The 24,672-nt window shown below is 61.7% G+C and carries 20 protein-coding genes; 7 read left to right on the top strand and 13 right to left on the bottom strand.

The annotated features are described in order from the left end of the window. Window position 1: 1 nt before the first annotated feature. The 6 genes from glgC to ABVK50_RS07155 all read right to left on the bottom strand — a co-directional run bounded on the left by glgC (window position 2) and on the right by ABVK50_RS07155 (window position 9,118). On the bottom strand, window positions 2–1,267 hold the full coding sequence (gene glgC / locus ABVK50_RS07180) for a glucose-1-phosphate adenylyltransferase (RefSeq protein WP_353642215.1): 1,266 nt from the start codon (window positions 1,265–1,267) through the stop codon (window positions 2–4). Window positions 1,268–1,284: 17 nt separating this feature from the next. Further along, window positions 1,285–3,501: a 1,4-alpha-glucan branching protein GlgB gene (gene glgB, locus ABVK50_RS07175; protein WP_353642216.1), complete on the bottom strand. Its 2,217-nt coding sequence runs from the start codon at window positions 3,499–3,501 to the stop codon at window positions 1,285–1,287. Window positions 3,502–3,546: 45 nt separating this feature from the next. Further along, window positions 3,547–6,015, bottom strand: a complete 2,469-nt coding sequence (locus ABVK50_RS07170; protein WP_353642217.1) for a glycogen/starch/alpha-glucan phosphorylase — start codon at window positions 6,013–6,015, stop codon at window positions 3,547–3,549. Between the two features lie 131 nt (window positions 6,016–6,146). After that, window positions 6,147–6,929 (bottom strand): ATP-binding cassette domain-containing protein, encoded by a 783-nt coding sequence (locus ABVK50_RS07165; protein ID WP_353642218.1) that lies wholly within the window; start codon window positions 6,927–6,929, stop codon window positions 6,147–6,149. Continuing rightward, the gene (locus ABVK50_RS07160; protein WP_353642219.1) at window positions 6,929–8,014 is read right to left on the bottom strand and encodes an ABC transporter permease; all 1,086 of its coding nucleotides are present in this window, start codon (window positions 8,012–8,014) and stop codon (window positions 6,929–6,931) included. Before ABVK50_RS07160 ends, ABVK50_RS07165 begins: the two co-directional genes overlap by 1 nt. 87 nt (window positions 8,015–8,101) lie before the next feature. Further along, window positions 8,102–9,118 carry a sugar ABC transporter substrate-binding protein gene (locus ABVK50_RS07155; protein ID WP_353645993.1) on the bottom strand — a complete coding sequence of 339 codons (1,017 nt, stop codon included), beginning with the start codon at window positions 9,116–9,118 and terminating at the stop codon, window positions 8,102–8,104. Window positions 9,119–9,341: 223 nt separating this feature from the next. On the opposite strand from ABVK50_RS07155, the gene ABVK50_RS07150 reads away from it, so the two are divergent. From ABVK50_RS07150 to ABVK50_RS07140, 3 genes are all read left to right on the top strand, one after another. Beyond that, on the top strand, window positions 9,342–10,559 hold the full coding sequence (locus ABVK50_RS07150) for an ROK family transcriptional regulator (protein WP_353642220.1): 1,218 nt from the start codon (window positions 9,342–9,344) through the stop codon (window positions 10,557–10,559). 113 nt (window positions 10,560–10,672) lie between these two features. Further along, complete coding sequence (locus tag ABVK50_RS07145; RefSeq protein ID WP_353642221.1) at window positions 10,673–11,596, top strand: carbohydrate kinase; 924 nt, start codon at window positions 10,673–10,675, stop codon at window positions 11,594–11,596. Between the two features lie 243 nt (window positions 11,597–11,839). Continuing rightward, on the top strand, window positions 11,840–12,979 hold the full coding sequence (locus ABVK50_RS07140; protein WP_353642222.1) for a DegT/DnrJ/EryC1/StrS aminotransferase family protein: 1,140 nt from the start codon (window positions 11,840–11,842) through the stop codon (window positions 12,977–12,979). Between the two features lie 13 nt (window positions 12,980–12,992). Here the strand turns inward: ABVK50_RS07140 and cysQ are convergent, their stop codons facing one another. The 4 genes from cysQ to ABVK50_RS07120 form a co-directional block, all read right to left on the bottom strand. Continuing rightward, window positions 12,993–13,772 carry a 3'(2'),5'-bisphosphate nucleotidase CysQ gene (cysQ, locus tag ABVK50_RS07135; RefSeq protein WP_353645994.1) on the bottom strand — a complete coding sequence of 260 codons (780 nt, stop codon included), beginning with the start codon at window positions 13,770–13,772 and terminating at the stop codon, window positions 12,993–12,995. A gap of 10 nt (window positions 13,773–13,782) precedes the next feature. Beyond that, window positions 13,783–15,717 carry a sulfate adenylyltransferase subunit CysN gene (cysN, locus tag ABVK50_RS07130; RefSeq protein WP_353642223.1) on the bottom strand — a complete coding sequence of 645 codons (1,935 nt, stop codon included), beginning with the start codon at window positions 15,715–15,717 and terminating at the stop codon, window positions 13,783–13,785. A 2-nt stretch (window positions 15,718–15,719) separates the two neighbouring features. Next, entirely contained in the window at window positions 15,720–16,625 is a 906-nt protein-coding gene (cysD, locus tag ABVK50_RS07125; protein WP_353642224.1) for a sulfate adenylyltransferase subunit CysD, read from the bottom strand. A 266-nt stretch (window positions 16,626–16,891) separates the two neighbouring features. After that, window positions 16,892–17,485 carry a biotin transporter BioY gene (locus ABVK50_RS07120; protein WP_353642225.1) on the bottom strand — a complete coding sequence of 198 codons (594 nt, stop codon included), beginning with the start codon at window positions 17,483–17,485 and terminating at the stop codon, window positions 16,892–16,894. A gap of 119 nt (window positions 17,486–17,604) precedes the next feature. On the opposite strand from ABVK50_RS07120, the gene ABVK50_RS07115 reads away from it, so the two are divergent. Further along, window positions 17,605–18,510: an MBL fold metallo-hydrolase gene (locus ABVK50_RS07115; RefSeq protein WP_353642226.1), complete on the top strand. Its 906-nt coding sequence runs from the start codon at window positions 17,605–17,607 to the stop codon at window positions 18,508–18,510. Between the two features lie 13 nt (window positions 18,511–18,523). Here the strand turns inward: ABVK50_RS07115 and ABVK50_RS07110 are convergent, their stop codons facing one another. Both ABVK50_RS07110 and ABVK50_RS07105 read right to left on the bottom strand, forming a co-directional pair. Then, the gene (locus tag ABVK50_RS07110) at window positions 18,524–19,318 is read right to left on the bottom strand and encodes a DUF1499 domain-containing protein (protein ID WP_353642227.1); all 795 of its coding nucleotides are present in this window, start codon (window positions 19,316–19,318) and stop codon (window positions 18,524–18,526) included. 66 nt (window positions 19,319–19,384) lie between these two features. Then, window positions 19,385–21,016 carry a fatty-acid--CoA ligase gene (locus tag ABVK50_RS07105; protein ID WP_353642228.1) on the bottom strand — a complete coding sequence of 544 codons (1,632 nt, stop codon included), beginning with the start codon at window positions 21,014–21,016 and terminating at the stop codon, window positions 19,385–19,387. Window positions 21,017–21,174: 158 nt separating this feature from the next. On the opposite strand from ABVK50_RS07105, the gene ABVK50_RS07100 reads away from it, so the two are divergent. From ABVK50_RS07100 to ABVK50_RS07090, 3 genes are all read left to right on the top strand, one after another. Further along, window positions 21,175–21,531: a hypothetical protein gene (locus ABVK50_RS07100; protein ID WP_353642229.1), complete on the top strand. Its 357-nt coding sequence runs from the start codon at window positions 21,175–21,177 to the stop codon at window positions 21,529–21,531. Between the two features lie 98 nt (window positions 21,532–21,629). Continuing rightward, the gene (locus tag ABVK50_RS07095; RefSeq protein WP_353642230.1) at window positions 21,630–23,024 is read left to right on the top strand and encodes an aminotransferase; all 1,395 of its coding nucleotides are present in this window, start codon (window positions 21,630–21,632) and stop codon (window positions 23,022–23,024) included. A 49-nt stretch (window positions 23,025–23,073) separates the two neighbouring features. Next, window positions 23,074–23,487, top strand: coding sequence for a DUF427 domain-containing protein (locus ABVK50_RS07090; RefSeq protein WP_353642231.1), 414 nt, complete (start codon window positions 23,074–23,076; stop codon window positions 23,485–23,487). Window positions 23,488–23,566: 79 nt separating this feature from the next. Here the strand turns inward: ABVK50_RS07090 and ABVK50_RS07085 are convergent, their stop codons facing one another. Beyond that, the gene (locus tag ABVK50_RS07085; protein ID WP_353642232.1) at window positions 23,567–24,616 is read right to left on the bottom strand and encodes a GSU2403 family nucleotidyltransferase fold protein; all 1,050 of its coding nucleotides are present in this window, start codon (window positions 24,614–24,616) and stop codon (window positions 23,567–23,569) included. Window positions 24,617–24,672: the final 56 nt, after the last annotated feature.

The following is a 24,672-nucleotide window of genomic DNA, read 5'->3' as shown; positions in this document are numbered from 1 at the left end:
GTCAGGCGTCCAGCCGCTCAATCATCTCCTGCGTGATCAGGCAAATGCCTTTCTCCGAAACCCGGAAGCGGCTGGCGTCGAGAACCGGATCCTCGCCGACCACCAGCCCTTCGGGGATTTTCACGCCATGGTCGATGACGACTCGCCGAAGGCGTGCGCTGCGCCCAACGTGGCAGTCCGGCAGCATGACCACGTCCTCGAGCGTCGAGTAGGAATTTATGCGGGCGCCGGTAAAAATCAGGCTTCGCCTGAGAGATGCGCCGGAAACGATGCAGTCGCCCGCAACGAGCGAGGATATCGCCTCGCCGCGCCTGCCATCCTCGTCATGGACGAACTTTGCCGGCGGCTTCAGTTCGGCATAGGTCCAGATCGGCCAATCGCGATCGTAGAGGTCCAGTTCCGGCGTAATATCGGTCAGGTCGATATTCGCCTCCCAATAGGCGTCAACCGTCCCCACGTCCCGCCAATACGCCTCGTTTTCAGCGCTTGAACGCACGCATGACTTGGCGAAGCGGTGCGCGATAGCCTTACCGTTCTTGACGATGTAGGGAATGATGTCCTTGCCGAAATCGCGGCTGGAATCCGGTTCGGCGGCGTCGCGGCGCAACTGATCCATCAGAAACTTCGTCCGGAACACGTAAATGCCCATGGAAGCAAGCGCACAATCGGGCTTGTCTGGAATGCCGGGCGGGTCGGCGGGCTTTTCGATGAAGGAGATGATGTTGTCCTTCTTGTCGACATGCATCACGCCGAAGCCTGTCGCCTCCATGCGCGGCACTTCCAGGCAACCAACGGTCACGTCCGCGTCGGCCTCGCAATGCTGCCGCAGCATCAACTCGTAATCCATCTTGTAGATGTGGTCGCCGGCCAGAATCACCATGTATTCCGGGCCGTAGCTCTCGATTATGTCGATGTTCTGGTAAACCGCGTCGGCGGTGCCCTCATACCACTGCGTCTCGGATACACGCTGGCTCGCCGGCAGTATGTCGAAGCTCTCGTTGCGCTCCGGCCGCAGGAAATTCCAGCCGCGCTGCAGATGGCGTATCAGCGAATGCGCCTTGTATTGCGTCGCCACGCCGAGGCGGCGAATGCCGGAATTCAGGGCATTGGAAAGGGCGAAATCGATGATGCGGGTCTTGCCGCCGAAATAGACGGCGGGTTTGGCGCGCCGGTCGGTCAGTTCCTTCAGGCGGCTGCCCCGCCCGCCCGCCAGCACATAAGCCATGGCGTCGCGCGCCAGCGGCTGATTTCTTTTCATATCCACCATAGCACCCTCCCAAATACTCATTCCGGCATGCACTCGAGCATGATCGTGGCCAGCGGCGGCAGAAGCATCGTGGCCGAAACTTCTCCTCCTGCTTCCTTCATCGCCACTACCACGCCCGCATTGCCCTTGCCCGACCCGCCATAGTAGGTCGCGTCGGTATTCATGACCTCTCGCCACCGCCCGGCGGCCGGCAGCGGGATACGATAGTTTTCGCGCGGCACGGGCGTGAAATTCGAGATGATGGCAACCGGATTGCCGCCTGCCGTCGTGCGCAGCCAGGCAAATACCGAGTTCTGGCTATCGTCGACCACAAGCCAGGAAAAGCCCTCCGGCTCACAATCGCGCGCATGAAGAGCCGGGCGCGAGCGGTAGAGATAGTTGAGATCGCGCACCAGCTGCCGCACGCCGCGATGCGGCGCATAGTCGAGCAGATGCCAGTCGAGCTGCTTGGCTTCACTCCACTCGTCACGCTGGGCGAACTCCTGGCCCATGAACAGAAGCTTCTTGCCGGGATAGCCCCACATGAAGGCGTAGTAGGCGCGCAGCGTCGCGAACTTCTGCCAGTCGTCGCCTGCCATCTTGGTGAGCAGCGAGCCTTTGCCGTGCACCACCTCGTCGTGCGAGAGCGGCAGTACGAAATTCTCGCTGAAGGCATAGACCAGGCCGAAGGTGATCTCGCCATGATGGTGCTTGCGGTGGATCGGCTCCTTCGACAGGTATTCCAGCGTGTCGTTCATGAAGCCCATGTTCCACTTGAAGCCGAAGCCCAATCCGCCCTCATGCACAGGCTGCGACACCTTCGGCCACGACGTGGACTCTTCGGCGACCGTGATAACGCCGGGATGGGCACCATAGACGGCGATATTCATCTTCTGCAGAAACTTCACGGCTTCGAGGTTCTCGCGCCCGCCAAGCTCGTTGGGAATCCACTCCCCCGCCTTGCGCGAATAGTCGAGGTAGAGCATCGAGGCGACCGCATCGACGCGCAGGCCGTCCAGATGGTATTTCTCGGCCCAGAACAGCGCGTTGTTGACGAGAAACGACACGACCTCACGGCGGCCGAAATTGTAGATCGCGGTGTTCCAGTCGGGATGAAATCCCTTGCGGGGGTCGGCGTGCTCGTAGAGCGCGGTGCCGTCGAACCAGATCAGGCCGTGCTCGTCGACCGGGAAATGCGCCGGCACCCAATCGAGGATGACGCCGACGCCCGCCCGATGCGCGCCGTCGACAAAGCGCGCAAAGCCTTCCGGCTCGCCGAACCGCGCCGTCGGCGCATAAAGTCCGGTCGTCTGATAGCCCCATGACGGATCGTAGGGATGCTCGGTTATCGGCATGAACTCGATATGGGTAAAGCCGGTATCGACGACATAAGGGATAAGCCGGTCGGCGAGTTCGTCCCACGACAGGAAGGAGCCGTCCGGATGGCGTTGCCACGAGCCGGCGTGGACCTCGTAGACTGAGATGGGCTCGCGACGGATGTCCGTGTTTTGCCAGAAGGCCTTGTGCGCTTCGTCGCCCCATTCGTGCTGAAGCGGCGCGGTGGTCACCGAAGCCGTCGCCGGCCGCAGTTCGGAGCGGAAAGCGAACGGATCGGCCTTCAAGGGCAGTTTTTCTCCCGTCGGCCCGATGATCTCATATTTGTAGGGCCGGCCTTCGCCGAGATCAGGAACAAACACCTCCCAGATGCCGGTATCGATGCGGCGGCGCATGGAATGGCGGCGCCCGTCCCATTCGTTGAAATCGCCGACAACCGAGACGCGTTGGGCATTGGGCGCCCACACCGCGAAATGCACTCCTGATGCGCCTTCATGCGAAATCAGATGCGCGCCGAGCTTGTCGAAAAGCCTGAGATGCGAGCCCTCGGCGATGAAATAATCGTCCATAGGCCCGAGAACCGGCCCAAACGAATAGGGGTCGGTCAGCCGCCATTCTCCACCGGCGTTCCTCGCCAGATATCTTAGCGGCTGGCGTTTTCGGATGGTCAGCTTGCCTTCAAAGAATCCCGCGTCGTGGACACGCGCAAGCTCCCCTGCCTTCTTGCCCTGAAGCGTGAAGGCGGTCACGAGTTCCGCGTGCGGCACAAAACAGCGCGCCACCAGCCTGCCGTCTGCTTCGTGAACTCCCAGGACCGAAAACGGGTCGCCATGCCGGCCCGAAACAATCGCCTCGACATCGCTGCGCGTGGTGAGACCGGTCAGCTCTTTGGTCGCGGCGGTCGCACGCGGCTTCTTCATGGTCGGCGCCCCTCCTCAGGCTTCCGCTACGGTCAGAAATTCATATCATGCCGGGACGTTCCAGATTTCGTTGGCATATTGGCGAATGGTGCGGTCCGAAGAAAACCATCCCGTCCGAGCGACGTTGCGGATTGTCCTGGCATACCAGTCGGGGCTGTTGCGCCAGACGGCATCTACCTGGCGCTGCGCGTCGGCATAGGCGTCGAAATCGGCCGCGACCATGAACCAGTCGTGCTGATAGAGACCGTCCATCAGTTCCCGGTAGCGATTGCGGTCGTCCGGTGAAAACACGCCCGACGAGATCGCCGCCAGCGCCTGCGACAGCTCGGGCGATCCTTCGATGACGGTACGCGGCGCATAGCCGTTGCTGCGCCGCTCGGCGACTTCGTCGGCGGTCAGGCCGAAGATAAAGATGTTGTTGTCGCCGACGCATTCCTTGATCTCGACATTCGCCCCGTCGAGCGTGCCGATCGTCAAGGCGCCGTTCAGCGCGAATTTCATGTTGCCGGTGCCCGAAGCCTCCATACCAGCGGTCGAGATCTGCTCGGAGAGGTCGGCGGCCGGCACCATGATCTCGGCCGTGCTGACATTGTAGTTCGGCACGAACACCACCTTCAGCAGCCCCCGCACCGCCGGATCGCGGTTGATCACCCTGGCCACGTCATTGGCGAGTTTGATGATCAGCTTGGCGTTGTGATAGCTGGGCGCGGCCTTGCCACCGAAGAATTTTACCCGCGGCATCCAGTCCCGTTCGGGATGCGAACGGATCTGGTCGTAGAGCGCCACCGCCTCGACGATGTTCAGGAGCTGGCGCTTGTATTCGTGGATACGCTTGATCTGGATGTCGAACAGCGCCGACGGATCGACCCTGATGCCCTGACGCTCCATGACCATCGCCGCCAGCCGCTCCTTATTGGCGCGCTTTACCGACGCGAACTGCTCGCGGAACGAGGCGTCTTCGGCGAACCCGTCCAGTTCTTTCAGCGCGTCGATGTCATCCAGGAAGCGATCACCGATCGCCTCGCGGATGAGTGTCGTCAGCCCCGGATTGCTCTGGAACAGCCAGCGACGCGACGTGATGCCATTGGTCTTGTTGTTGATCCGGTCGGGATAGAGCCTGTGCAGATCGGCGAACACCGTTTCCTTCATCAATTCGGTGTGTAAAGCCGAAACGCCGTTGATCGAGTGCGAACCGGCAAAGGCCAGATTGCCCATGCGGACACGGCGCTCGCCATTCTCCTGGATCAGCGAGATGTGGCTGATCTCTTCGCCGCTGAACCGATCCGAGGCACGCGCCTCGAGCAGAAGCTCGGCGTTGATCGCGTAGATAATCTGCATGTGACGCGGCAGCAGCCGCTCGAACAGCGGCACCGCCCAGCTTTCCAGCGCCTCGGGCAAAAGCGTGTGGTTCGTATAGGCGAAAGTCCGCTTGCTGATGTCCCAGGCGGTGTCGAAATCGAGCAGATGCACGTCCATCAGGAGCCGCATCAGTTCAGCCACGGCTATGGCCGGGTGAGTGTCGTTCAGGTGAATCGCCGCCTTGTCGGGAAGCGACAGCAGGTCGCCATATTGGCTGAGATGGCGCTGGATGATGTCCTGCAGGGACGCGGTGGAGAAGAAATACTCCTGCCTCAGCCGCAGCTCCTGGCCGGCTTCGCTCGAATCGGCGGGATAAAGCACCCGCGACAGCGCATCGGCCTTGTTGCTCTCGCGCAGCGCTCCGATATGATCGCCGGCGTTGAAGGCGTCGAGCAGGATCGGATCGATCGGCATGCCCGACCATAGCCGCAGCGTGTTAACGCGGGCGCCGCGCCAGCCGACGACGGGCGTGTCGTAGGCGACGGCCAGCAGCCGGTCGTGCGGCTTCCAGACGTGGCGCTCCAGGCGTCCGTCCTTACCGGCGACAGATTCGACCGTCCCGCCAAAGCCTACCTCGAACGTCCGCTCCCTACGCTCGAACTCCCATGGATTGCCGTGATCGAGCCAGGTTTCAGGCAGTTCGACCTGCCAGCCGTCGTGGATTTCCTGACGGAACATGCCATTGGCGTAACGAATGCCATAGCCATGTGCCGGCACGCCGACGGTCGCCATGCTTTCCATGAAGCAGGCGGCAAGCCGTCCCAGGCCGCCATTGCCGAGTGCGGCATCGGGCTCCAGCGCGGCAATCACGTCCAGGTCGACGCCTAGGGTGGCGAGCGCCTCGCGCATTGCGTCCATTACGCCCAGATTGGAGAACGCATCCCGCATAAGCCGGCCGATCAGGAATTCCAGGGACAGATAATAGACACGCTTGGCGCCGGCTTCGTACGCCTCCTTGGTGGATTCATGCCAGCGGTCGACGATGCGATCTCGCACGACCTTGATCGAAGCGGTCAGCCAGTCTTCGCGAGTTGCGACCGCCGCGTCCTTGCCGACCCTGTATTTCAGGGCTTCGAGGATTTCGGCAGCGAGTGCTTTGGGATCGGAGTTTGTCAAATTCAGCCGTGGGAGTTCGGTTGTCTTTACAAGCGTCATATCGCCTCTTGAGCGTTTTCGAATTGGAGCCTCGTCAAGCGGCGTGGCTCCAGATTCCTCCCGTTTTCATGCTATCCGATCCCGCGGCAAGTACAATCGGTTAAACGCCGCAGGCAATTGGCGCATTGTGGCTATGCGGCCATAGCCTGTTCCGGCGCCTTCTTGGCGCCCGTCATAAACGCCACAGCATCCGACATCGTGTATTCCTTCGGGTCGATGACCGTCAGGCGGCGGCCGAGCCGGTGGATATGGATGCGGTCGGCAACCTCGAAAACATGCGGCATGTTGTGAGAGATCAGAACGATCGGCAGCCCGCGTTTCTTCACGTCCAGAATGAGTTCCAGAACGCGGCGCGACTCCTTGACTCCAAGAGCGGCCGTCGGCTCGTCCATGATGACAACCTTCGAGCCGAATGCCGCCGCCCGCGCGACCGCGACGCCCTGGCGCTGTCCTCCCGAAAGCGTTTCGACGGCCTGGCCGATGTTCTGGATGGTCATCAGCCCGAGTTCCGTCAGCTTCTCCCGGGCGCGCTTTTCCATGGCCGGCCGGTCCAGCATCCTGAACCACTGGCCGAGAAAGCCGGGCTTGCGGATCTCGCGTCCAAGAAACATGTTGTCGGCGATCGACAGCGCCGGCGACAAAGCGAGATTCTGATAGACCGTCTCGATGCCGGCGTCGCGTGCTTCCATCGGCGACCTGAAATTGATCACCTCGCCGTTCAGGCGAATCTCGCCCTCGTCGGGATGAGTCGCTCCGGAGATCGCCTTGATCAGCGAGGACTTTCCGGCTCCGTTGTCGCCGATCACGGCCAGGATTTCTCCCGGATAGAGATCGAAATCGGCGTGATCCAGCGCAGTAACGCGGCCGTAGCGCTTGACGAGACTGCGGGCAGTGAGGATGGGTTCCTGAGACATTATCCGGCAACCTTTCTGATCCACTGGTCGATCGCAACAGCGACGATGATGAGCAAACCGATAAGAAGGTAGGTCCATTGCGGATCTGTACCGATCAGCCTCAGACCGAGTGAGAAGACGCCGACGATCAGCGCACCGAAGATCATACCGAGGATCGATCCGCGTCCGCCGAACAGCGAGATGCCGCCGATGACCACCGCGGTAATGGATTCGATATTGGCGAACTGACCCGAGGTTGGCGAAACCGAACCGAGGCGGCCGATCAGCACCCAGCCGGCAAGCGCGCATATCAAGCCGGACAGGACATAAACTTGCACCAGCGTGCCCTTGACCCGAACACCGGAGAGCTTGGCCGCCTCGGGATCGTCGCCAACAGCATAGACATGGCGTCCCCACGCGGTGTGGTTCAGGATATACCAGAGCACCGCGACCAACAGCACCATGACGATAACGCCAAAGGTGAAGACCGCGCCGCCCAGGCGGAAGGTGTCGCCGAATATTTTGAGCAGCGGCGCCTGGGCGTCGATGTCCTGCGAGCGTATCGTCTCGTTGGCTGAATAGAGAAAGTTGGCTGCAAGGAATATCTGCCAGGTGCCTAGCGTCACGATGAACGGTGGCAGCTTCATGTGAGCCACCAGCGCACCGTTGATCCAGCCGCAGAGCCCGCCCACGGCAAAGCCGGAGAGGATTGCTACCGGCACGGGAAGGCCATAACGGAATGTGAACTGCCCCATCACGACGGACGACAGGACCATGATCGCACCGACGGAAAGGTCGATACCGGCGGTGAGGATCACCAGCGTTTGCGCCGCACCGATGATGCCGGTGATGGCCACCTGCTGGAGGATCAGCGTCATCGTGAACGCCGAGAAGAACTTGCCTCCGATGGCAATTCCAAAACCCAAGATCGAAAGCAGTAGCACGATCAGCGGAACCGCTGCCGGATTTGAATGAAGGAAATGCTGGGCGCGCTCTACTGGCGTCCTGGATTGAGTGTCGAAGTTGGCGACCGAAGTATCGCTGCCCGACAACACCTTCTCAAATTCCTGCGGTTGTTTCCCGCCTGCCGCGGTGGCGTCGCTCATGGCTGTACTCCTCCCGAAATGCTTTGTGCAAGGGCGGTCCGGAGACCGCCCCCACCGAAACTATTGACGTCACGTCAACAGATCAAATCAACCCCAGCACTTCGCCAGACCTTCCTTGGTGTCGATGGATTCCACACCCACAGCCGGCTTGTCGGTGACTAGCGTCACTCCGGTATCGAAGAAGTCCTTACCTTCGGTCGGTGCAGGCTTTTCGCCGGTGTCGGCGAACTTCTTGATCGCCTCGATACCCATGGAGGCCATTAACAGCGGGTACTGCTGCGAGGTTGCGCCGATAACACCCGCCTCGACGTTCTTCACGCCCGGGCAGCCGCCATCGACCGAAACGATCAGCACGTTCGATTCCATACCGACCGACTTTAACGCCTCGTAGGCGCCTGCCGCCGACGGTTCATTGATCGTGTAGACGACGTTGATGCCCGGATCCTTCTGGAGGCAGTTCTCCATTGCCTTGCGGCCACCTTCCTCATTGCCATTGGTGACGTCATGGCAGACGTTGCGTGGATCGTCTTCGTCGCCGATCTTGTTCACATCCTTGGTGTCGATGCCGAAGCCGGTCATAAATCCTTGGTCACGAAGAACGTCGACGGTCGGCTGGCTCGGAGTGAGATCCATGTAGGCGATCTTGGCATCCTTGGCCGCGTCGCCGAGCGTAGCCTTCGCCCAGGAACCGATCAGTTCGCCCGCCTTGAAATTGTCGGTGGCGAACGTAGCGTCGGCAGCGTCGATCGGTTCGAGCGGCGTGTCGAGCGCGATTACCAGAATGCCGGCGTCGCGGGCTTTCTTGACGGAATCCACGATCGCCTTTGTATCGGAAGGCACGAGCAGGATGCCCTTGGCGCCGTCGGCAATGCACGACTCAATCGCGGCGACCTGACTTTCATTGTCGCCGTCGATCTTGCCGGCGTAAGCCTTCAAGGTGACGCCGAGTTCCTGCGCCTTCGCAGTGGCGCCTTCCTTCATTTTGACGAAGAACGGATTGGTGTCGGTCTTGGTGATGAGGCAGGCGCTGATATCGGCCGCGGAAGCGGCAGGCGCGAAAGCCAGAAGAGCGGCAGCGGCCGCGCCGAAAACGGTGGATTTCAGAATTGCATTCTTGGTCACGGTATCCTCCCAGTGAAACACGACCGATGCCGGAAAGCCGGCATCCTACAGACGTCGAGACGCTGTCGCCTCGGCAATCTTGCATGAGAAAACAGCAGCCCAATTGGTTTGTCAATAATTAAATCACTCTTATTTATTATTGACAGGCCGAGGGTTACTGGCCATTCTCGCGGAAAAGGCTGGAACCAGCAATCGGGAGGAATAAGTGCAATCCGGCGATCTCAGGCACGGTTCGCGCGAACTGGGGGAGAGCCGGTTTCATCATGGCACGAACCAGAGCGGAATGAGGGACCACAACGAAAGGCTCGTGCTCTCGCTCGTACGCCGCCACGGCAGTCTGGCCAAGTCCGATATCGCGCGCATGACCAGGCTTTCCGCGCAGACTGTCTCCGTCATCATGCGCGAACTCGAGCAGGACGGGCTGCTCCTGCGCGAAGAGCCGGTGCGTGGAAAGATCGGCCAACCATCGATCCCGATGTCGCTTAATCCCGAAGGGGCCTATTTCCTCGGGCTGAAGATCGGCCGGCGCAGCGCCGAACTCGTCCTGATCGATTTCCTCGGCAAAGTCCGCGCGATGCTCCAGCATTCCTATCACTTCCCAGCGCCCGAGGAGACGATCGAGTTCGTCAAATCCGGCATTACGGAGCTGCGCGCCGGCCTCGACGAAGAGCAGGACAGGCGCATCGCCGGCTTGGGTATCGCCATGCCTTTCGAACTCTGGAGCTGGGCCGAGACTGCCGGCGCTCCGGCCGAGATCATGGACCAATGGCGGCACCTCGACATACGCGAGCGCATCGGGCAGCAGTGCAACTTTCCCGTTTATCTGCAAAATGATGCGACATCGGCGTGCGGCGCCGAATTGGTGTTCGGCCAGAGCGGACCGCTGCGCGATTTCATCTATTTCTACATCGGCGCTTTTGCCGGCGGCGGTTTGGTCCTGAGCGGCAGGCTCTATAGCGGTCCCAGCGGCAATGCCGGAGCACTTGGTTCGATGCCTGTGCCGGGCCCCAATGGCCGCCCGATCCAGCTGATCGATGTGGCGTCCATCGCCATCCTCGAAAGGACGCTCAACGGTAAGGGCGTCGACGCTTCGTATCTGTGGACCTCTCCGGACGACTGGGGAGACATCGGCGCGGATCTGAATAGCTGGATAGAAACCGCGGCCGATGCGCTGGCCTACGCCATCGTCGCGGCCTCCGCCGTGATCGATTTCGAAGCTGCAATCATCGACGGGTGGATGCCGACGGAGGTGCGCAAGCGGTTGGTCGAAGCGGTCAAGACGTCGTTGCATAAGATCGATGTCGAAGGCCTGACCGTCCCGCTCGTGCGAGAGGGTACGGTCGGCATACATGCTCGTGCGCTCGGCGGTGCAAGCCTGCCATTGTCGGAGCGCTTCCTCATCGGCGACACGCGGCTTTCCTGAGGCAGCGCAGATGCTGCCCGGATCGCCCGTGCTGGCCGGTTGCTGGTTCACCTCGCCAGACGCTATTGCTTTCGGTGCCTGAACCGGGCACGTAAACATCGGAGTCGGAAATCATGATCCTGTGCTGCGGAGAAGCGCTCATCGACATGCTGCCGCGCGAAAGCACTTCTGGCGAAGCCGCATTCGCGCCCTATGCTGGTGGCGCCATTTTCAACACCGCGATCGCGCTCGGCCGGCTCGGCGTGCCGGTGGAGTTCTTCTCCGGCCTGTCGTCCGACCTGTTCGGCCAGCAGATACACGAGGTGCTGGCTTCAAGTAATGCCGGCTCCCGCTACGCGGACGTTTCGGCGCGGCCGACCACGCTGGCGTTCGTGCGGCTGACCGACGGCCACGCCACATACACGTTTTATGACGAGAACACCGCCGGCCGCATGCTGACGGAGACCGACTTGCCGCTTCTCGGCGATGACGTCGAGGCGATGCTATTCGGCGCCATCAGCCTGATCCCGGAACCATGCGGCTCGGCCTATGAGGCGCTGATGAAGCGGGAAGCCGACCGCCGCGTGACGATGCTCGATCCCAATATTCGGCCAGGCTTCATCCCCGACAAGGACAAGCATAATGACCGCATCCGCCGGATGATGGCCTTGGCAGATATCGTGAAACTTTCCGACGAGGATCTCGCCTGGTTCGGAAATGACGGTCCCGAGGAGGACCAGGTGCGCAAGTGGCTGGAGAGCGGCCCCAAGCTCATCGTCGTGACCCATGGCAGCAAGGGTGCTGTGGGATACACGAAGCGCCACACCGTTTCAGTGATGCCCGAACGTGTCACGGTCGTCGATACTGTCGGCGCGGGAGACACCTTCAACGCCGGCATGCTCGCGTCGCTGCACGACGGCGGCCTGCTGTCGAAAACAGCTTTGGAAGAGCTTTCCGAACACGCCATCCGCGACGCGCTCGCGCTCGGAGCAAAGGCTGCGGCCATAACCGTCTCGCGCGCCGGCGCAAATCCGCCCTGGCGGCATGAAATCGCCTGAAGCGCCTGAATCGTCGAAGTGTGCATCACTTTATGTTTCCGGAGGGTTCCGTAAACGTTAGCCTCGGCGCCGGCATGGCTCGAAATGCCCCGGATTCCGTGCATTTTCTGGCTAAAGACGGAAAACAGCCGGTAACGCGCGACGCAGCGCCGCGGCAATGCAGCCCCGCCCTGCGCTTTCTTGGCCAAATCAACTCATGCTATCAGCGCGCAACATCTGACAGGGCACGTTTTCGGAGCAGGCATGCAGTTTATCGACCTCGGCGCGCAGCGCGAAAGAATTCGGGACCGGCTGAAGGCGGCAATCGATCGCGTGGTCGATGACGGCCGCTACATCCTTGGGCCGGAGGTCACCGAGTTCGAGAACCAGCTCGCGGCCTATGTCGGTGTCAAGCACGCGGTCGCCTGCGCCAACGGCACCGACGCACTGCTTTTGCCACTCTACGCCTCAGGCATCGGACCTGGCGACGCGGTGTTCGTGCCGAGCTTCACATTCGCCGCGACGGCGGAGGTCGTTGCGCTCGCCAAGGCCGAGCCGGTGTTCGTCGACGTCGACCCGGACACTTACAATATCGACATCGCCAGCCTCGAAGCCGCGATCGCCATGGTCAAGAAAGAGGGACGGCTGAAGCCAAGGGCGATCATCCCGGTCGATCTGTTCGGGCTCGGCGCCGACTATGCGGCTATTTCGGAGATCGCAGAGCGCGAAAACCTGCTGGTCATCGAGGACGCCGCGCAAGCGATCGGCGGCTCGACCCAAGGCCGGATGTGCGGTTCCTTCGGGAGCGTCGGCGCGACGAGCTTCTATCCGGCCAAGCCGCTCGGCTGCTACGGCGACGGCGGGGCGATGTTCACCAATGACGACGAGATGGCGGCAAAGCTCCGCTCCTTCGCCTTCCACGGCAAGGGCGAGACGCAGTACGACAACATCCATGTCGGCCTGAATTCGCGGCTGGACACGCTGCAGGCGGCGATCCTGATCGAGAAGCTCGCCATCCTCGAGGACGAGATGGTCGCGCGCCAGGCTGTCGCGCAGCGCTATCGCGGCGCTCTGCACAATCTGGTCAAAACCGCCCATGTGCCGGAAGGCAGCCGCTCGGCCTGGGCGCAATACGCCATCGAGACGCCCTACCGCGACGAACTCAAGGCTTACCTCCAGGAACAGGGCATTCCGTCGGTCATCTACTATGTGAAGCCGCTGCACCAGCAGCTCGCCTACAGGAACTACCCTGTCGCGCCGGGCGGGCTGCCGGTTTCCGAATCGCTGCCCAAGCGGATTCTCTGCCTGCCCATGCATCCCTACCTCACGGTCGAGGACCAGGACCGGATCGTCGGCGCGATCCGCAGCTTCATCGAGACGAAGACTGCGCAGGCGGCAGAATGAATCGGCCAACGGTCTATGAAATGCTGCCGCTGGCGATGAAGGACGGATTGGCGTAATCGGCCTCGCCCGGCTGGCTACGCTTCCCGTAGGCCAGCGGCCTGCCGTCGGCGGTGCGGGTCATGCCGCCTGCCGCACGCAAGATTGCGTCGCCGGCCGCGGTATCCCACTCCATCGTGCGGCCGAAACGCGGATAGACATCCGCTTCGCCGCCGGCGATCAGGCAGAATTTCAGCGACGAACCGATCGAAACAATCTCCGCCGCCTTGATGCCTCTTATGAACGTGTCGGTCTCGGGCGTGCGGTGGGAGCGGCTCGCCACGATGGTCAGCGGCGTCCTGCCCTCGCGCACGAAAATCCTGCGGCGCCCAACGATCTGGTGATCCGGCGAGACCTCGATCGATTCCGCCCTGCCCGGCCTTCCGGAGAAGAATCGGCGGCTGCACGGCGCATAGACCACGCCGAGTTCCGGAACGCCGCGGCGTACGAGCGCGATATTGACCGTGAAATCGCTGTTGCGATTGACGAATTCCTTCGTCCCGTCGAGCGGGTCGATCAGGAAGAATGTCTGGCCCGGGTCGCGCGGCGCAATTCCTTCGGCGGCTTCCTCCTCGGCCACGCAGGGAATGCCCGGATATTCGGCGCGCAGGCCGGCAAGGATGAGCTTCTCGCTTACGCGGTCCGCCTCCGTCACCGGCGATGCGTCGAGCTTGTGCTCGACCGATATGCCGGCATGGAACACGTCCATGACCAGACGCCCGGCCGCAAGCGCCAGGCGCTCGAAACGCGCCAGCATCGCCTCGTCGTTAGATGCCGCCGCCGTCGTCGTATTGTTGGTCCGCAATGTCGCGCTCGCTCAGCCAGCTTTCGAGGATCTCTACCATCTCCTCGGGAGACTTGCCGAGCGTCCGCAGGTGAATTTCCGGGTTTTCCGGTCTCTCGTAAGGCGAATCCAAGCCGGTGAAGTTCTTTATCTCGCCGCCGAGCGCTTTCGCATAGAGCCCTTTCGGATCGCGTGCGGCGCATTCCTCGAACGGCGTATCGACGAACACCTCGATGAACTCGCCTTCGCCCATCATTTCGCGCGCCATGCGGCGCTCGGCGCGGAACGGCGAGATGAAGGAGACGATCACCATCAAGCCGGCGTCGACCATAAGGCGCGCCACTTCGGCAACGCGGCGGATGTTTTCGACGCGGTCCTCGTCGGTGAAGCCGAGATCGCGATTAAGGCCGTGGCGGACATTGTCGCCGTCGAGAATATAGGTGTGGCGACCGCTCGCATGCAGCTTCTTCTCGAGCAGATTAGCGATGGTCGACTTGCCCGAGCCTGAAAGCCCGGTGAACCAGAGAACCGCCGGCTTCTGGTGCTTGGCCGCGGCGCGGGCGCTCTTCGTCACTTCCAGCGACTGCCAGTGGATGTTGTCGGCGCGGCGCAGCGCATGCTGGATCATGCCGGCCCCGACGGTCGCATTGGTGATGCGATCGATCAGGATGAAAGCACCGGTGGTGCGGTTTTCGGTGAAGCTGTCGAAGGCGATCGGCGACTGCGCCGAGATGTTGACTACGCCGACCTCGTTCATCGCCAGCGATTTCGCCGCTTCCTGTGCGAAGTCATTGACATTGACGCGGTATTTCAAGTCCGAAATGGTCGCGCTCGCCTGGTCGGTTTCGGTGCGCAATATGTATGAGCGGCCGGGCAGAAGCGCCTGCTCGTCGAACCAGACGAGGTTGGCTGCGAACTGGTCGGCGACTTGCGGCCTTGCTTCGGGCGCAACCAGAAGATTGCCGCGCGAAACCTCGATCTCGTCTTCCAGGACTATGGTGACCGCCTGCCCTTCCACCGCCCGTTCGAGATCGCCGCCCTGCGCGACGATGCGTTTGACCCGCGACTGTTTGCCGGATTTCGCGACAACGACCGCGTCGCCCTCCGCCACCGAGCCGGACGCAACCGTTCCCGCGAAGCCGCGGAAATCGAGGTTCGGCCGGTTTACATACTGCACTGGAAACCGGAACGGCTGTTCGCTCGTTTCGCCGACCGCCACCGTTTCGAGGTGATCGATCAGGGTCGGGCCGGCATACCAGCCGGTTTGCGTGGAGCAACGGGAGACGTTGTCGCCGAAGCGAGCCGACATCGGGATCGGCACGATCGAGGAGAAACCGAGATCCTTCGCGAATTCCGTGTAGTCGGCCACGATCTCCGCAAACACGTCCCGATCGAAGCCAACCAGATCGATCTTGTTGACCGCAAGCACCACGTAGCGGATGCCGAGCAGCGAGGCGATGATCGAATGGCGGCGCGTCTGGCGCAGCACACCCTGCCTGGCGTCGACCAGCACGATGGCCAGATCGGCGGTCGAGGCGCCCGTCGCCATGTTGCGCGTATATTGTTCATGGCCGGGCGTGTCGGCCACGATGAATTTGCGCTTGGGCGTCGCGAAGAAGCGGTAGGCGACGTCGATGGTGATGCCCTGCTCGCGCTCGGCTTCCAGCCCATCTACCAGCAACGCGAAGTCAATGTCGTCGCCGGTCGTGCCGTGCTTCTTCGAATCGCGCTCCAGCGTGGCCAGCTGGTCCTCGAATATCTGCTTGGTGTCGGACAGGAGACGGCCGATCAGCGTCGACTTGCCGTCGTCGACCGAACCGCAGGTCAGAAAGCGCAGCAGCGATTTCTGTTCCTGGTCGGCAATGAAGTCGCGAACGGTATCGGCCGCGACAAGATTTTCTGCCATTAAGTGGCGCATTCTCAGAAATATCCTTCGCGCTTCTTCTTTTCCATCGAGCCGGCCTCGTCCCGGTCGATCAGCCGGCCCTGGCGTTCCGAAGTTCGGGCAATCAGCATCTCATTGACGATGCCTTCGAGATCGTCAGCGTCCGAATCGATCGCCCCCGTCAGCGGATAGCAGCCGAGCGTCCTGAAGCGGACCAGGCGGTTCTCGATGACCTCGCCGGGCCGGAGCTTCATGCGGTCGTCGTCGCGCATGATCAGCATGCCGTCGCGCTCGACCACCGGCCGCTTCTTGGCGAAATACAGCGGCACGATCGGGATTTCCTCGCGCAAGATGTATTGCCAGATGTCGAGCTCGGTCCAGTTGGACAGCGGGAAGACGCGGATCGATTCGCCCGGCGAAATCCGTGTATTGTAGATCTTCCACATTTCCGGACGCTGGTTCTTGGGATCCCAGACGTGCTGCGCATTGCGGAATGAGAAGATGCGCTCCTTGGCGCGCGACTTTTCCTCGTCGCGGCGGGCGCCGCCAAAGGCCGCGTCGAAACCGTATTTGTCGAGCGCCTGGCGCAGACCCACCGTCTTCATGACATGGGTGTGGGTATTCGAGCCGTGGTCGAACGGATTGATGCCGTCGCGCACGCCGTCTTCGTTGACGTGGACGAGAAGGTCGAAGCCCAGTTTCTCGGCCATCGAGTCGCGAAATTCGATCATCTCGCGGAACTTCCAGGTCGTGTCGACGTGCAGAAAGGGAAACGGAGGCTTGGCCGGATAGAAGGCCTTCATCGCCAGATGCAGCAGGACCGACGAATCCTTGCCTACCGAATAGAGCATCACCGGTTTGGCAAAAGTCGCCGCCACCTCACGAAAAATATGGATGGCCTCGGCCTCCAACCGGTCGAGATGAGAAAGCTTGGCAAGCATGAGGGCGCCTTATGTGCGTCGCCCACCAGATGCGGCGCGGCGGCGAAATACTGGATTTTGCGCGATTTTCCCATAAGCGGGCGGGTTCTCAAGCAGAACGCTACCAAATTCGCGGCATTCCCCGGCCGGAACTTGCGCGATGTGCGACGCTGGTGGAATGCCATTCCCCGGGGAGCGTCGAAAGAGCGTCGGGGGCTGGAATCCGGCCCCTCAAACGCATTCAGCCGCAGCGCTGGCCGCGGCTGAACAAATGACGGATAAAGCGCTCAGCGTTGCCGGGGCAGCACCGACCAGATCGCAGGCACCAAGGCTGAAGCCAGCGCTACCTTGATCAGGTCGGGAACGATGAACGGGATGACGCCGAACTGCCAGGACTTTTCAACCCCAATCAGCATAGCCAGCCAGGCGAAGCCAAAGGCCATCATGACGACTTCTGCGGTAAGCATCGCGCCGAACAGCTTGAACGGATTGCGGTCCCAGCCGCGGTCGGCCGCCCAGCCGACGATCGCGGCCATGGCGAGGAAGCCGGCAAGGTAGCCGCCGGTCGAGCCGAGCATGTAGGCGATGCCGATGCCCTTCTCCGGCGTACCCTGGAACACCGGAAGGCCCATTGCGCCCTGCGCCATGTAGAGAAGCAGCGTCGCGACCGCCAGCCGCATGCCGAATGCGGCCGCGATCATGAAGACGGCCAGCGTCTGGAGCGACATGTCGACGGGGCCGAGCACGACCTTCGTCTTGGCCGAAATCGTCAGCAGCAGAGTTCCGGCAACCGCCAGGATACATTGACTTGCCAGCCGCCAGGCACCGCTTTCGGGCAATGCAAGCGAAACGAGCGGGCGGGCGGTAAGTGCAGTTGCCATGGTTTTCCCCATTTCCGATTGAGGCCGAGCGAACGCCGGTTGGGTTTCCGTATATTGGCTTCCATGCTAAGCGGCAAACAATTTTACGGCTTTCGCACCACAGGCTCGGTCGAACGAATATGGCTCTGGACTTCGACACCCAATTCGACCCTGCCTATGGCGAGGCGATCGAGCTTGCCCCCGGGGTCTTGCGGCTGACGGTCAACAATCCCGGCCCGTTCACCTTCTACGGGACAAACAGCTATATTGTCGGTCGCGATACGCTCGCAATCATCGACCCCGGTCCGGAAGACGAGGCGCATTATTCGGCCTTACTGCAGGCGATCGGAGGGCGACCAGTCAGCCACATCTTTGTCAGCCACACCCATCGCGATCACTCGCCCCTCGCTTCGCGGCTTGCGCGCGAGACCGGGGCAATCACCGCCGCCGAGGGACCGCACCGCCCGGCGCGACCGCTGCGCATCGGCGAGATCAATCCACTGGACGCCAGCGCTGATACCGACTTCGCGCCGGCCCTGACGTTGCGGGACAATTCGGTCACGGCCGGCGATGGCTGGGCGATCCGGACTATTCTAACGCCCGGCCACACGGCCAATCACGCCGCCTTCGCACTCGAAGGGACCGGGATACTGTTTTCGGCCGACCATGTGATGGCCTGGGCGACTTCGATCGTGGCGCCACCCGACGGCGCGATGGCCGACTACATGGCCTCGCTGGACCGGCTGCTGCAGCGCGACGATAGGATTCTCCTGCCCGGACATGGCGGGCCGGTCAGGAAGCCCCGCGCCTTCATTCGCGGGCTGAAGACGCACCGCAGGATGCGCGAGCGGGCGATCATGGAGCGACTCGGCCAGGGCGACCGCACGATCGCCGACTTGGTGAAGGCAATTTACCGCGACACCGATCCAAGGCTGCATGGCGCGGCCGGCCTGTCGGTTCTGGCGCATCTCGAGGATCTGGTGACACGCGGGCTGGCGGCAACCGACGGCGCCCCGTCCATCGACGGCGTCTTCGCGCCCGCCTGAACGCTTGCCGATTCTATTCTGCCGGGGCCGCTGCTCCCGCCTGCACAGCCATTTCGGCGTCGAGTTCTCGAAGGAACGCGATTATCCGGGCGGCGTTGTCGCCGAGATCGTGCCGGCCGTAGCGTGAGGCCGAACGCATATCGACATAGGTAGAGGTCCCCTCGTCGGTAAGCCGCACAGCGACATCGACGGGAAAGCCGAGCAAGAGGGTGTGGGCGAGCGCTTCTATGGTCATCTCGCTTTGACCGACGAAGGCCGGACGTGATGTCGCGACCGTCCAGCCTTGGCGCACGAGCAGCTCTTCGACGATTTCGGCCGCACGATCGAAAGGCATTTCGTAGCGCCTGCCGGTCACTTCGGGATAGTTTTCAGTCTGCAGCCTGCGATGCTCAGCGGAAAAGGGGGTAACTTCGTTCGTGTCGAGACCGCGCGAGATCACGGCGGCCACCAGCATTGGCGGCGCGACGAGGTCGGTCGAAATATCATTGAGTTGTGGATAGACGAACGCCCTGTAGCCGGTCGTCAGAAACGGCGCGAGCACAGCGAGCGAAACCAGCCCACCGACCAGCAGGTCGCGGCCGCCGAGATCGCCATGATACCAGAACCGCGTAAACGCATAGGCGGCCAGCGCAAGCGATCCCACCGCCAGCGCGGCGACGATCGACAGCAAGGACAGAAACGGCGGTGTGGGGATGAGCCCGTAGCGATGCGCCAGGCCGGCGGAAACGAACAGCACGGCCGAAAATACAGCCAGAGCGCGCGACCATCCCGCGGCCTGTGTTGTGCGCTGTTCCAGATATGCCGCCATCGATCTCCGTCGCCTGCCGAGCCGTTTCCTATGGCGTTTTTCTCGGGTAGCGCAAATGCTTTCGCATCATGGTTCCGTCGGCAGGCGGTAATCCCGGAACTGGTCGCGCAGGGTCGTCTTCTGGATCTTGCCGGTCGCGGTGTGCGGTATCTCCTGGACGAACGCTACGTCGTCGGGCATCCACCATTTCGCGACCTTTCCTTCCAAGAATCCCAGAATGTCGGATTTGCCCGGCTCCCTGCCCGGTTTGCGGACCACTACCAGCAGGGGGCGCTCGCCCCATTTCGAATGCTTGACGCCGATCACCGCCGCCTCGGCGACATCCGGATGCCCTACGGCCAGGTTTTCAAGATCGATGGTAGAAATCCACTCGCCGCCGGATTTGATGACGTCCTTGGCGCGGTCGGTGATCTGCATGTAGCCGTTAGCGTCGATATGCGCGACGTCGCCTGTATCGAACCAGCCCTCCTTGTCGAACTGCTCCTGACCGGCGCCGCCATAATAGGCGCGGGCCACGGCAGGGCCGCGCACCTTCAGCCGGCCGAATGTCTTGCCGTCCCAAGGATGCTCGCGGTTCTGGTCGTCGGTTACCTTCATCTCGACGCCGAACGGCGGATGGCCCTGCTTCTCCTGGATGGTGAGGCGCTCTTCGCCCCGCAATTCGGTGTACTCCGGCTTGATGGTGCCGAGCGTCCCGAGCGGCGACATCTCGGTCATGCCCCAGGCGTGACAAACCTGAACGTCGTAATCCTCCTGGAACTTCTTGGTCATGGCACGCGGGCAGGCCGAACCGCCGATGACCACCTTCTTCAGATGCGGCAATTTCTTGCCGGTCTCCTCCAGATGCTGGAGCAGCATCAGCCAGACCGTCGGCACGGCGGCGGTGAAGGTCACTTTTTCGGTGTCGAGCAATTCGTAGATGGACGGCCCGTCCATGCGGCCGCCCGGCATCACCAGCTTGGCGCCGATCATCGGCGCGCTCTGGCCGAGACCCCAGGCATTGGCGTGGAACATCGGCACGACCGGCAGGATCACATCGCGGCTCGATATGCCCATGGCGTCGGGCATGCAGGCCATCATGGCGTGCAGGACGTTGGAGCGGTGGCTGTAGAGCACGCCCTTCGGTTCTCCGGTCGTGCCCGAAGTGTAGCACATTCCGGCGGCGGTATTTTCGTCGAAGCTGTGCCAGGCGAAATCGCCGTCGGCCTCTGCCAGCCAGTCCTCGTAGGCGAGGGTGTTCGGCAGCGTGGTCGCCGGCATATGGGCGGGGTCGGTCAGCACGATCACCTTCTTCAGCGACGGCACGGAGGCGGCGATCTTCTCGACCAGCGGCACAAAGGTGAGGTCCACGAACAGCGCCTTGTCCTCGGCATGGTTCATGATCCAGGCAATCTGCTCGGGGAAAAGCCGAGGGTTGAGCGTATGATAGATCGCTCCGATACCCATTATGCCGTACCAGGCCTCGATGTGACGCGCCGTGTTCCAGGCAAGTGTGGCGATGCGGTCGCCAAGAGCGAAGCCGTCGCGCTCGAGGCGCTGGCCGACGCGCAGCGCCCGCTTGCGCACTTCCGCATAGCTGGTGCGCACGATCGGCCCTTCAACGGAGCGCGAGACGATCTCGCGGTTCGGGTGCTGTATCCCGGCATGGTCGATAATCTTATGGCAGAGCAGCGGCCATTCCTGCATCAGTCCAAGCATGCGTTCCTCCCGAGCATTGTTTTTCCGGCATTGTTGAAAGGAACTACGCGGATTGTCCAGTGTCGGCGTCGGACTGGGCGGCGCGCCATAATCCGGCCACTTAGGCCATTAACCATCGTTAAAGGGGGCTTTGTTGGCGATATGATGTGAGGCCTCGCATGGACGCGCAAGCTGTAGCGGAAAATCTCGAAAAGGCAGGCACTGAAACCGCGCTGGAGATCGCGCCGGCCGGCGATGCGATTTCGGACGAGACCTTCGAATATCTCGTGCGCCAGGCGCTGGACGCCGTTCACGGCACAATGCTGTTCAAGATGCGCCTCGGCAATGACGACGACGGCCAGCATGTCGCCGCCGCCTCCATCGGCGAGGGCGGAAGCCAGCAGTTCCTGGTTCTCACGCTGCCTGTCGGCGGCGGTCGGCTGCGCGTCGAAACCGCGTCCAAGAGCCAAAGCCCGGTCGCCCGCATAGCGGCCTCCTATGCCGGGCTTGCGCAGGCCTTCGCCACTGCGGCCTGATCAAACGGCTCGGCTGGACCAGTCGACAAGGGGTTCTCGCGCAGGCGCGCACGGGATAAGAGGGACCACGCAGTTTCGCCTCTTTCCCGGAGCCGTCCATGCTTGATAATCCGCCGCTGACCAATCTCCAGATCAGGGACATTGAATCCCTCGTCCACCCCTACACGCCCATCCATCAGCTCAAATCCACCGGCACAGTCGTGATGGGCCGGGGCAAGGGCGTCTATGTCTACGACACACAGGGCCGCGGCTATATCGAAGGTATGTCGGGCCTGTGGTGCGCGGGGCTGGGCTTCGGCGACGAGGAGATGATCGAGGCGGCGATCGAGCAGATGCGCACCCTGCCCTACTACCATATTTTCGGCGCAAAGAGCAGCGAACCGGCGATCGAACTCGCCGAGAAGCTTAAGGAGATCGCGCCGGTCCCCGTCTCGAAAGTGTTCTTCACCTCGTCGGGATCGGAGGCCAACGACACGCAGGTCAAGCTCGCCTGGTACATGAACAATGCCATGGGCCGGCCGAATAAGAAGAAGATCATCTCGCGCATCAAGGCCTATCACGGCGTGACCGTGATGGCGGCGTCGCTGACGGGCCTCCCCTCCAACCACAATGGATGGGATCTTCCCGTCGACCGGGTGCTCCACACGGACTGTCCGCACCATTACCGGTTCGGCATCGAGGGCGAGAGCGAGGCCGAGTTCGCGGGCCGCATGGCCCGATCGCTGCGCGATTTGATCGAGCGCGAGGGACCCGACACGATCGCAGCCATGATCGCCGAGCCGGTGATGGGCGCCGGCGGCGTCGTCATCCCGCCGAAAGGCTATTACGAAGCCATCCAGGCCGTGCTTGACGAGTACGACATCATGCTGATCGCCGACGAGGTCATCACCGGTTTCGGGCGCACCGGCAACTGGTGGGGGTCGCAAACCCTGAACATGCGCCCCAAGACGATCTCAGCGGCCAAGCAGATGACCTCCGCCTACGCGCCGCTCGGCGCCGTCATGGTGCCGGAGGACGTCTACCAGGCCTATGTCGACCATTCTGCAGCGCTCGGCACCTTTGCACACGGCTTTACCTATGGCGGGCACCCGCTTTCCTGCGCGCTGGGGGTCAAGGCGATCGATATCTACCAGAAGCGCGACATCATCGGCCATGTGCGCAAGCTGATGCCCGTCTTCGAGCAGCGGATGAAGAGGATCGGCGAGCACCCGATGGTCGGCGAGGCACGCTATTGCGGCCTGGTCGGCGCTGCCGAACTGGTGGCCGATAAGGCGACGAAGCGTTCCTTCGATCCGAGGAACGGCGTCGGGCCAATGGCGTCCAAGCTGATCGAGGAAAACGGCGCAATCCTGCGCGCGCTCGGCGACACCATCGCTGTCTGCCCGCCGATGATCATCAGCGAAGCCGAGTTGAACGAATTGTTCGACCGCTTAGAGACCGGGCTGGACCAGGCGGAGGCCTGGGTCTCCACGGAGGCTCTGCGCGCCGCGTAAGGGAACGGTCTCGGTGGCCTGACGTTGTGGCGGTGAAAGGAGCATCGATATGGACAAGGCAGCCAATCCCTCTCCCGGATTTCAGCGGAACCCATCTCGGCGCATAACGGTCGAGCCTTTCGACGGCGCGGTCACAGTGACGTTTTCGGACGCCATCATTGCCTCGTCCGGCGAGGCGCTGGTGCTGCGCGAGGAAGATTACCCGCCGGTCTTCTACATCCCGTTCAAGGACATCTATTTCGATTTCCTCACACGGTCCAACACCTCGACCCACTGCCCTTACAAGGGCGATGCGTCCTACTGGGACGTTAGCGCCGTGGGTGAATCGGCCAAGGACATCATGTGGGCCTACGAAGCGCCCTATGACGAGATGGCCCGGATAAAAGATCACGGCGCTTTCTATCCAGACAAGGTGCGGATCGAAGCCAATCCGAGCTCCGGCGCGGTTGGAGCGGATTTGTAAGGCGGGATTGCTGGTTTACCCCAAGCGAACGAAAGCGGCGGCAAAATACCCTACGTGAGTTGCTCGCGTAGGGTATCAGTCAGGCGGCTCTCAGAACCGATGGCGCAGACGAGAGTCCGAGGAGCTCCATTCTGGCCAGCGAGGTATCGAGGGCTTCCCGCCAAGAGGGTCCCCGGTCACGAGCTGCTTGGAACATCTCCCGTAGATCCCCGGCACGTCCAACCAACTTCAAAGCTTCAGCAAGTTGATTGGCCTGACCGAGATCTTTCAGGTCCTTCTGGCTGCCGGCGGACCGGCGCGCGGCCACGATCATCTTGTGAACCGCAAACCTGCAGGGGTCAGGGACCAAGACAGGAATTCCGCCCTTGTGGAGCATTATGGTTCTAACCGGCTCGTAGATCAAAAAGTCTAGAAACCGCAGCGGTTCCGCGGCGGCTCCGCCAAGAGAGGGCATTTTGGCGGGTTTGCCGACCAGATCGTCGCTTCCGCGATTTGGCGTCAGGAAATCCACTCGAAGGCCGTTTGCGCCTATGTACTTTGTCGCGCCTACCGCATCATTCAGATGGGGAGCGGGCTTGAACGATTCATCCACGCTCCTCAGGACATCCAAAACCGGCGGTATCGAGTCGTCTACAGCCACCGAAATGGAATGGAACTGCGCCAGATCGATATCACCGGTTTGCATGGCCACATTTGAAAACCGGCAACCGAGGAAGGTACCGTATGTCTGATATGCGACTGTTCCAACGAGACAACCGCGAAGCCGAAATAGCCCTGCCTTCCAAAAAGCCTCTACCAAATCGCCAACGCGTGAGTCTGGTCGAAAAAGTCGTGCTTCACGTGTGAGTGTTGAGACGATTTTTCTGCGTGCCTGATAGTCGCTCTTGTTCCGTTGAAATGCCAAGATGCGTTTGCTGATCTGTTCATCTTCAGCGGGACCGACGTATATACGGGTCTGCTTTTCATCCTGCCGGGCCGAAGGCTTGTAGTACCAATAGTCCCTCCCTTTGGCCGTTGTTTTGATGAACGCTCCAGCTTCATCGAAATCGGCGTCAAATTGGGCGTCGAGGGATCGTTCGAGCAGTTCCGCTATCAGCGTTGTGTAAATGATATCCAGGCGAGTTGCCATCCAGTTATACCCATTTTGCAAATTGGGTATAACTGGATTTTGTCAGACTGCCAAGC

Source organism: Mesorhizobium sp. WSM2240, from assembly GCF_040438645.1.
Lineage (GTDB): Bacteria > Pseudomonadota > Alphaproteobacteria > Rhizobiales > Rhizobiaceae > Allomesorhizobium.
Note: the sequence above shows the minus strand (reverse complement) of the source record. Positions and strands in the feature narration are given on the sequence as shown.

What these genes read in the sequence shown, in the direction of transcription:
- glgC (WP_353642215.1), bottom strand. Translation starts at nt 1,267, where the DNA reads ATGGTGGATATGAAAAGAAATCAGCCGCTGGCGCGCGACGCCATGGCT.
- glgB (WP_353642216.1), bottom strand. Translation starts at nt 3,501, where the DNA reads ATGAAGAAGCCGCGTGCGACCGCCGCGACCAAAGAGCTGACCGGTCTC.
- ABVK50_RS07170 (WP_353642217.1), bottom strand. Translation starts at nt 6,015, where the DNA reads ATGACGCTTGTAAAGACAACCGAACTCCCACGGCTGAATTTGACAAAC.
- ABVK50_RS07165 (WP_353642218.1), bottom strand. Translation starts at nt 6,929, where the DNA reads ATGTCTCAGGAACCCATCCTCACTGCCCGCAGTCTCGTCAAGCGCTAC.
- ABVK50_RS07160 (WP_353642219.1), bottom strand. Translation starts at nt 8,014, where the DNA reads ATGAGCGACGCCACCGCGGCAGGCGGGAAACAACCGCAGGAATTTGAG.
- ABVK50_RS07145 (WP_353642221.1), top strand. Translation starts at nt 10,673, where the DNA reads ATGATCCTGTGCTGCGGAGAAGCGCTCATCGACATGCTGCCGCGCGAA.
- ABVK50_RS07140 (WP_353642222.1), top strand. Translation starts at nt 11,840, where the DNA reads ATGCAGTTTATCGACCTCGGCGCGCAGCGCGAAAGAATTCGGGACCGG.
- cysQ (WP_353645994.1), bottom strand. Translation starts at nt 13,772, where the DNA reads ATGCTGGCGCGTTTCGAGCGCCTGGCGCTTGCGGCCGGGCGTCTGGTC.
- cysN (WP_353642223.1), bottom strand. Translation starts at nt 15,717, where the DNA reads ATGCGCCACTTAATGGCAGAAAATCTTGTCGCGGCCGATACCGTTCGC.
- cysD (WP_353642224.1), bottom strand. Translation starts at nt 16,625, where the DNA reads ATGCTTGCCAAGCTTTCTCATCTCGACCGGTTGGAGGCCGAGGCCATC.
- ABVK50_RS07120 (WP_353642225.1), bottom strand. Translation starts at nt 17,485, where the DNA reads ATGGCAACTGCACTTACCGCCCGCCCGCTCGTTTCGCTTGCATTGCCC.
- ABVK50_RS07115 (WP_353642226.1), top strand. Translation starts at nt 17,605, where the DNA reads ATGGCTCTGGACTTCGACACCCAATTCGACCCTGCCTATGGCGAGGCG.
- ABVK50_RS07110 (WP_353642227.1), bottom strand. Translation starts at nt 19,318, where the DNA reads ATGGCGGCATATCTGGAACAGCGCACAACACAGGCCGCGGGATGGTCG.
- ABVK50_RS07105 (WP_353642228.1), bottom strand. Translation starts at nt 21,016, where the DNA reads ATGCTTGGACTGATGCAGGAATGGCCGCTGCTCTGCCATAAGATTATC.
- ABVK50_RS07100 (WP_353642229.1), top strand. Translation starts at nt 21,175, where the DNA reads ATGGACGCGCAAGCTGTAGCGGAAAATCTCGAAAAGGCAGGCACTGAA.
- ABVK50_RS07095 (WP_353642230.1), top strand. Translation starts at nt 21,630, where the DNA reads ATGCTTGATAATCCGCCGCTGACCAATCTCCAGATCAGGGACATTGAA.
- ABVK50_RS07090 (WP_353642231.1), top strand. Translation starts at nt 23,074, where the DNA reads ATGGACAAGGCAGCCAATCCCTCTCCCGGATTTCAGCGGAACCCATCT.
- ABVK50_RS07085 (WP_353642232.1), bottom strand. Translation starts at nt 24,616, where the DNA reads ATGGCAACTCGCCTGGATATCATTTACACAACGCTGATAGCGGAACTG.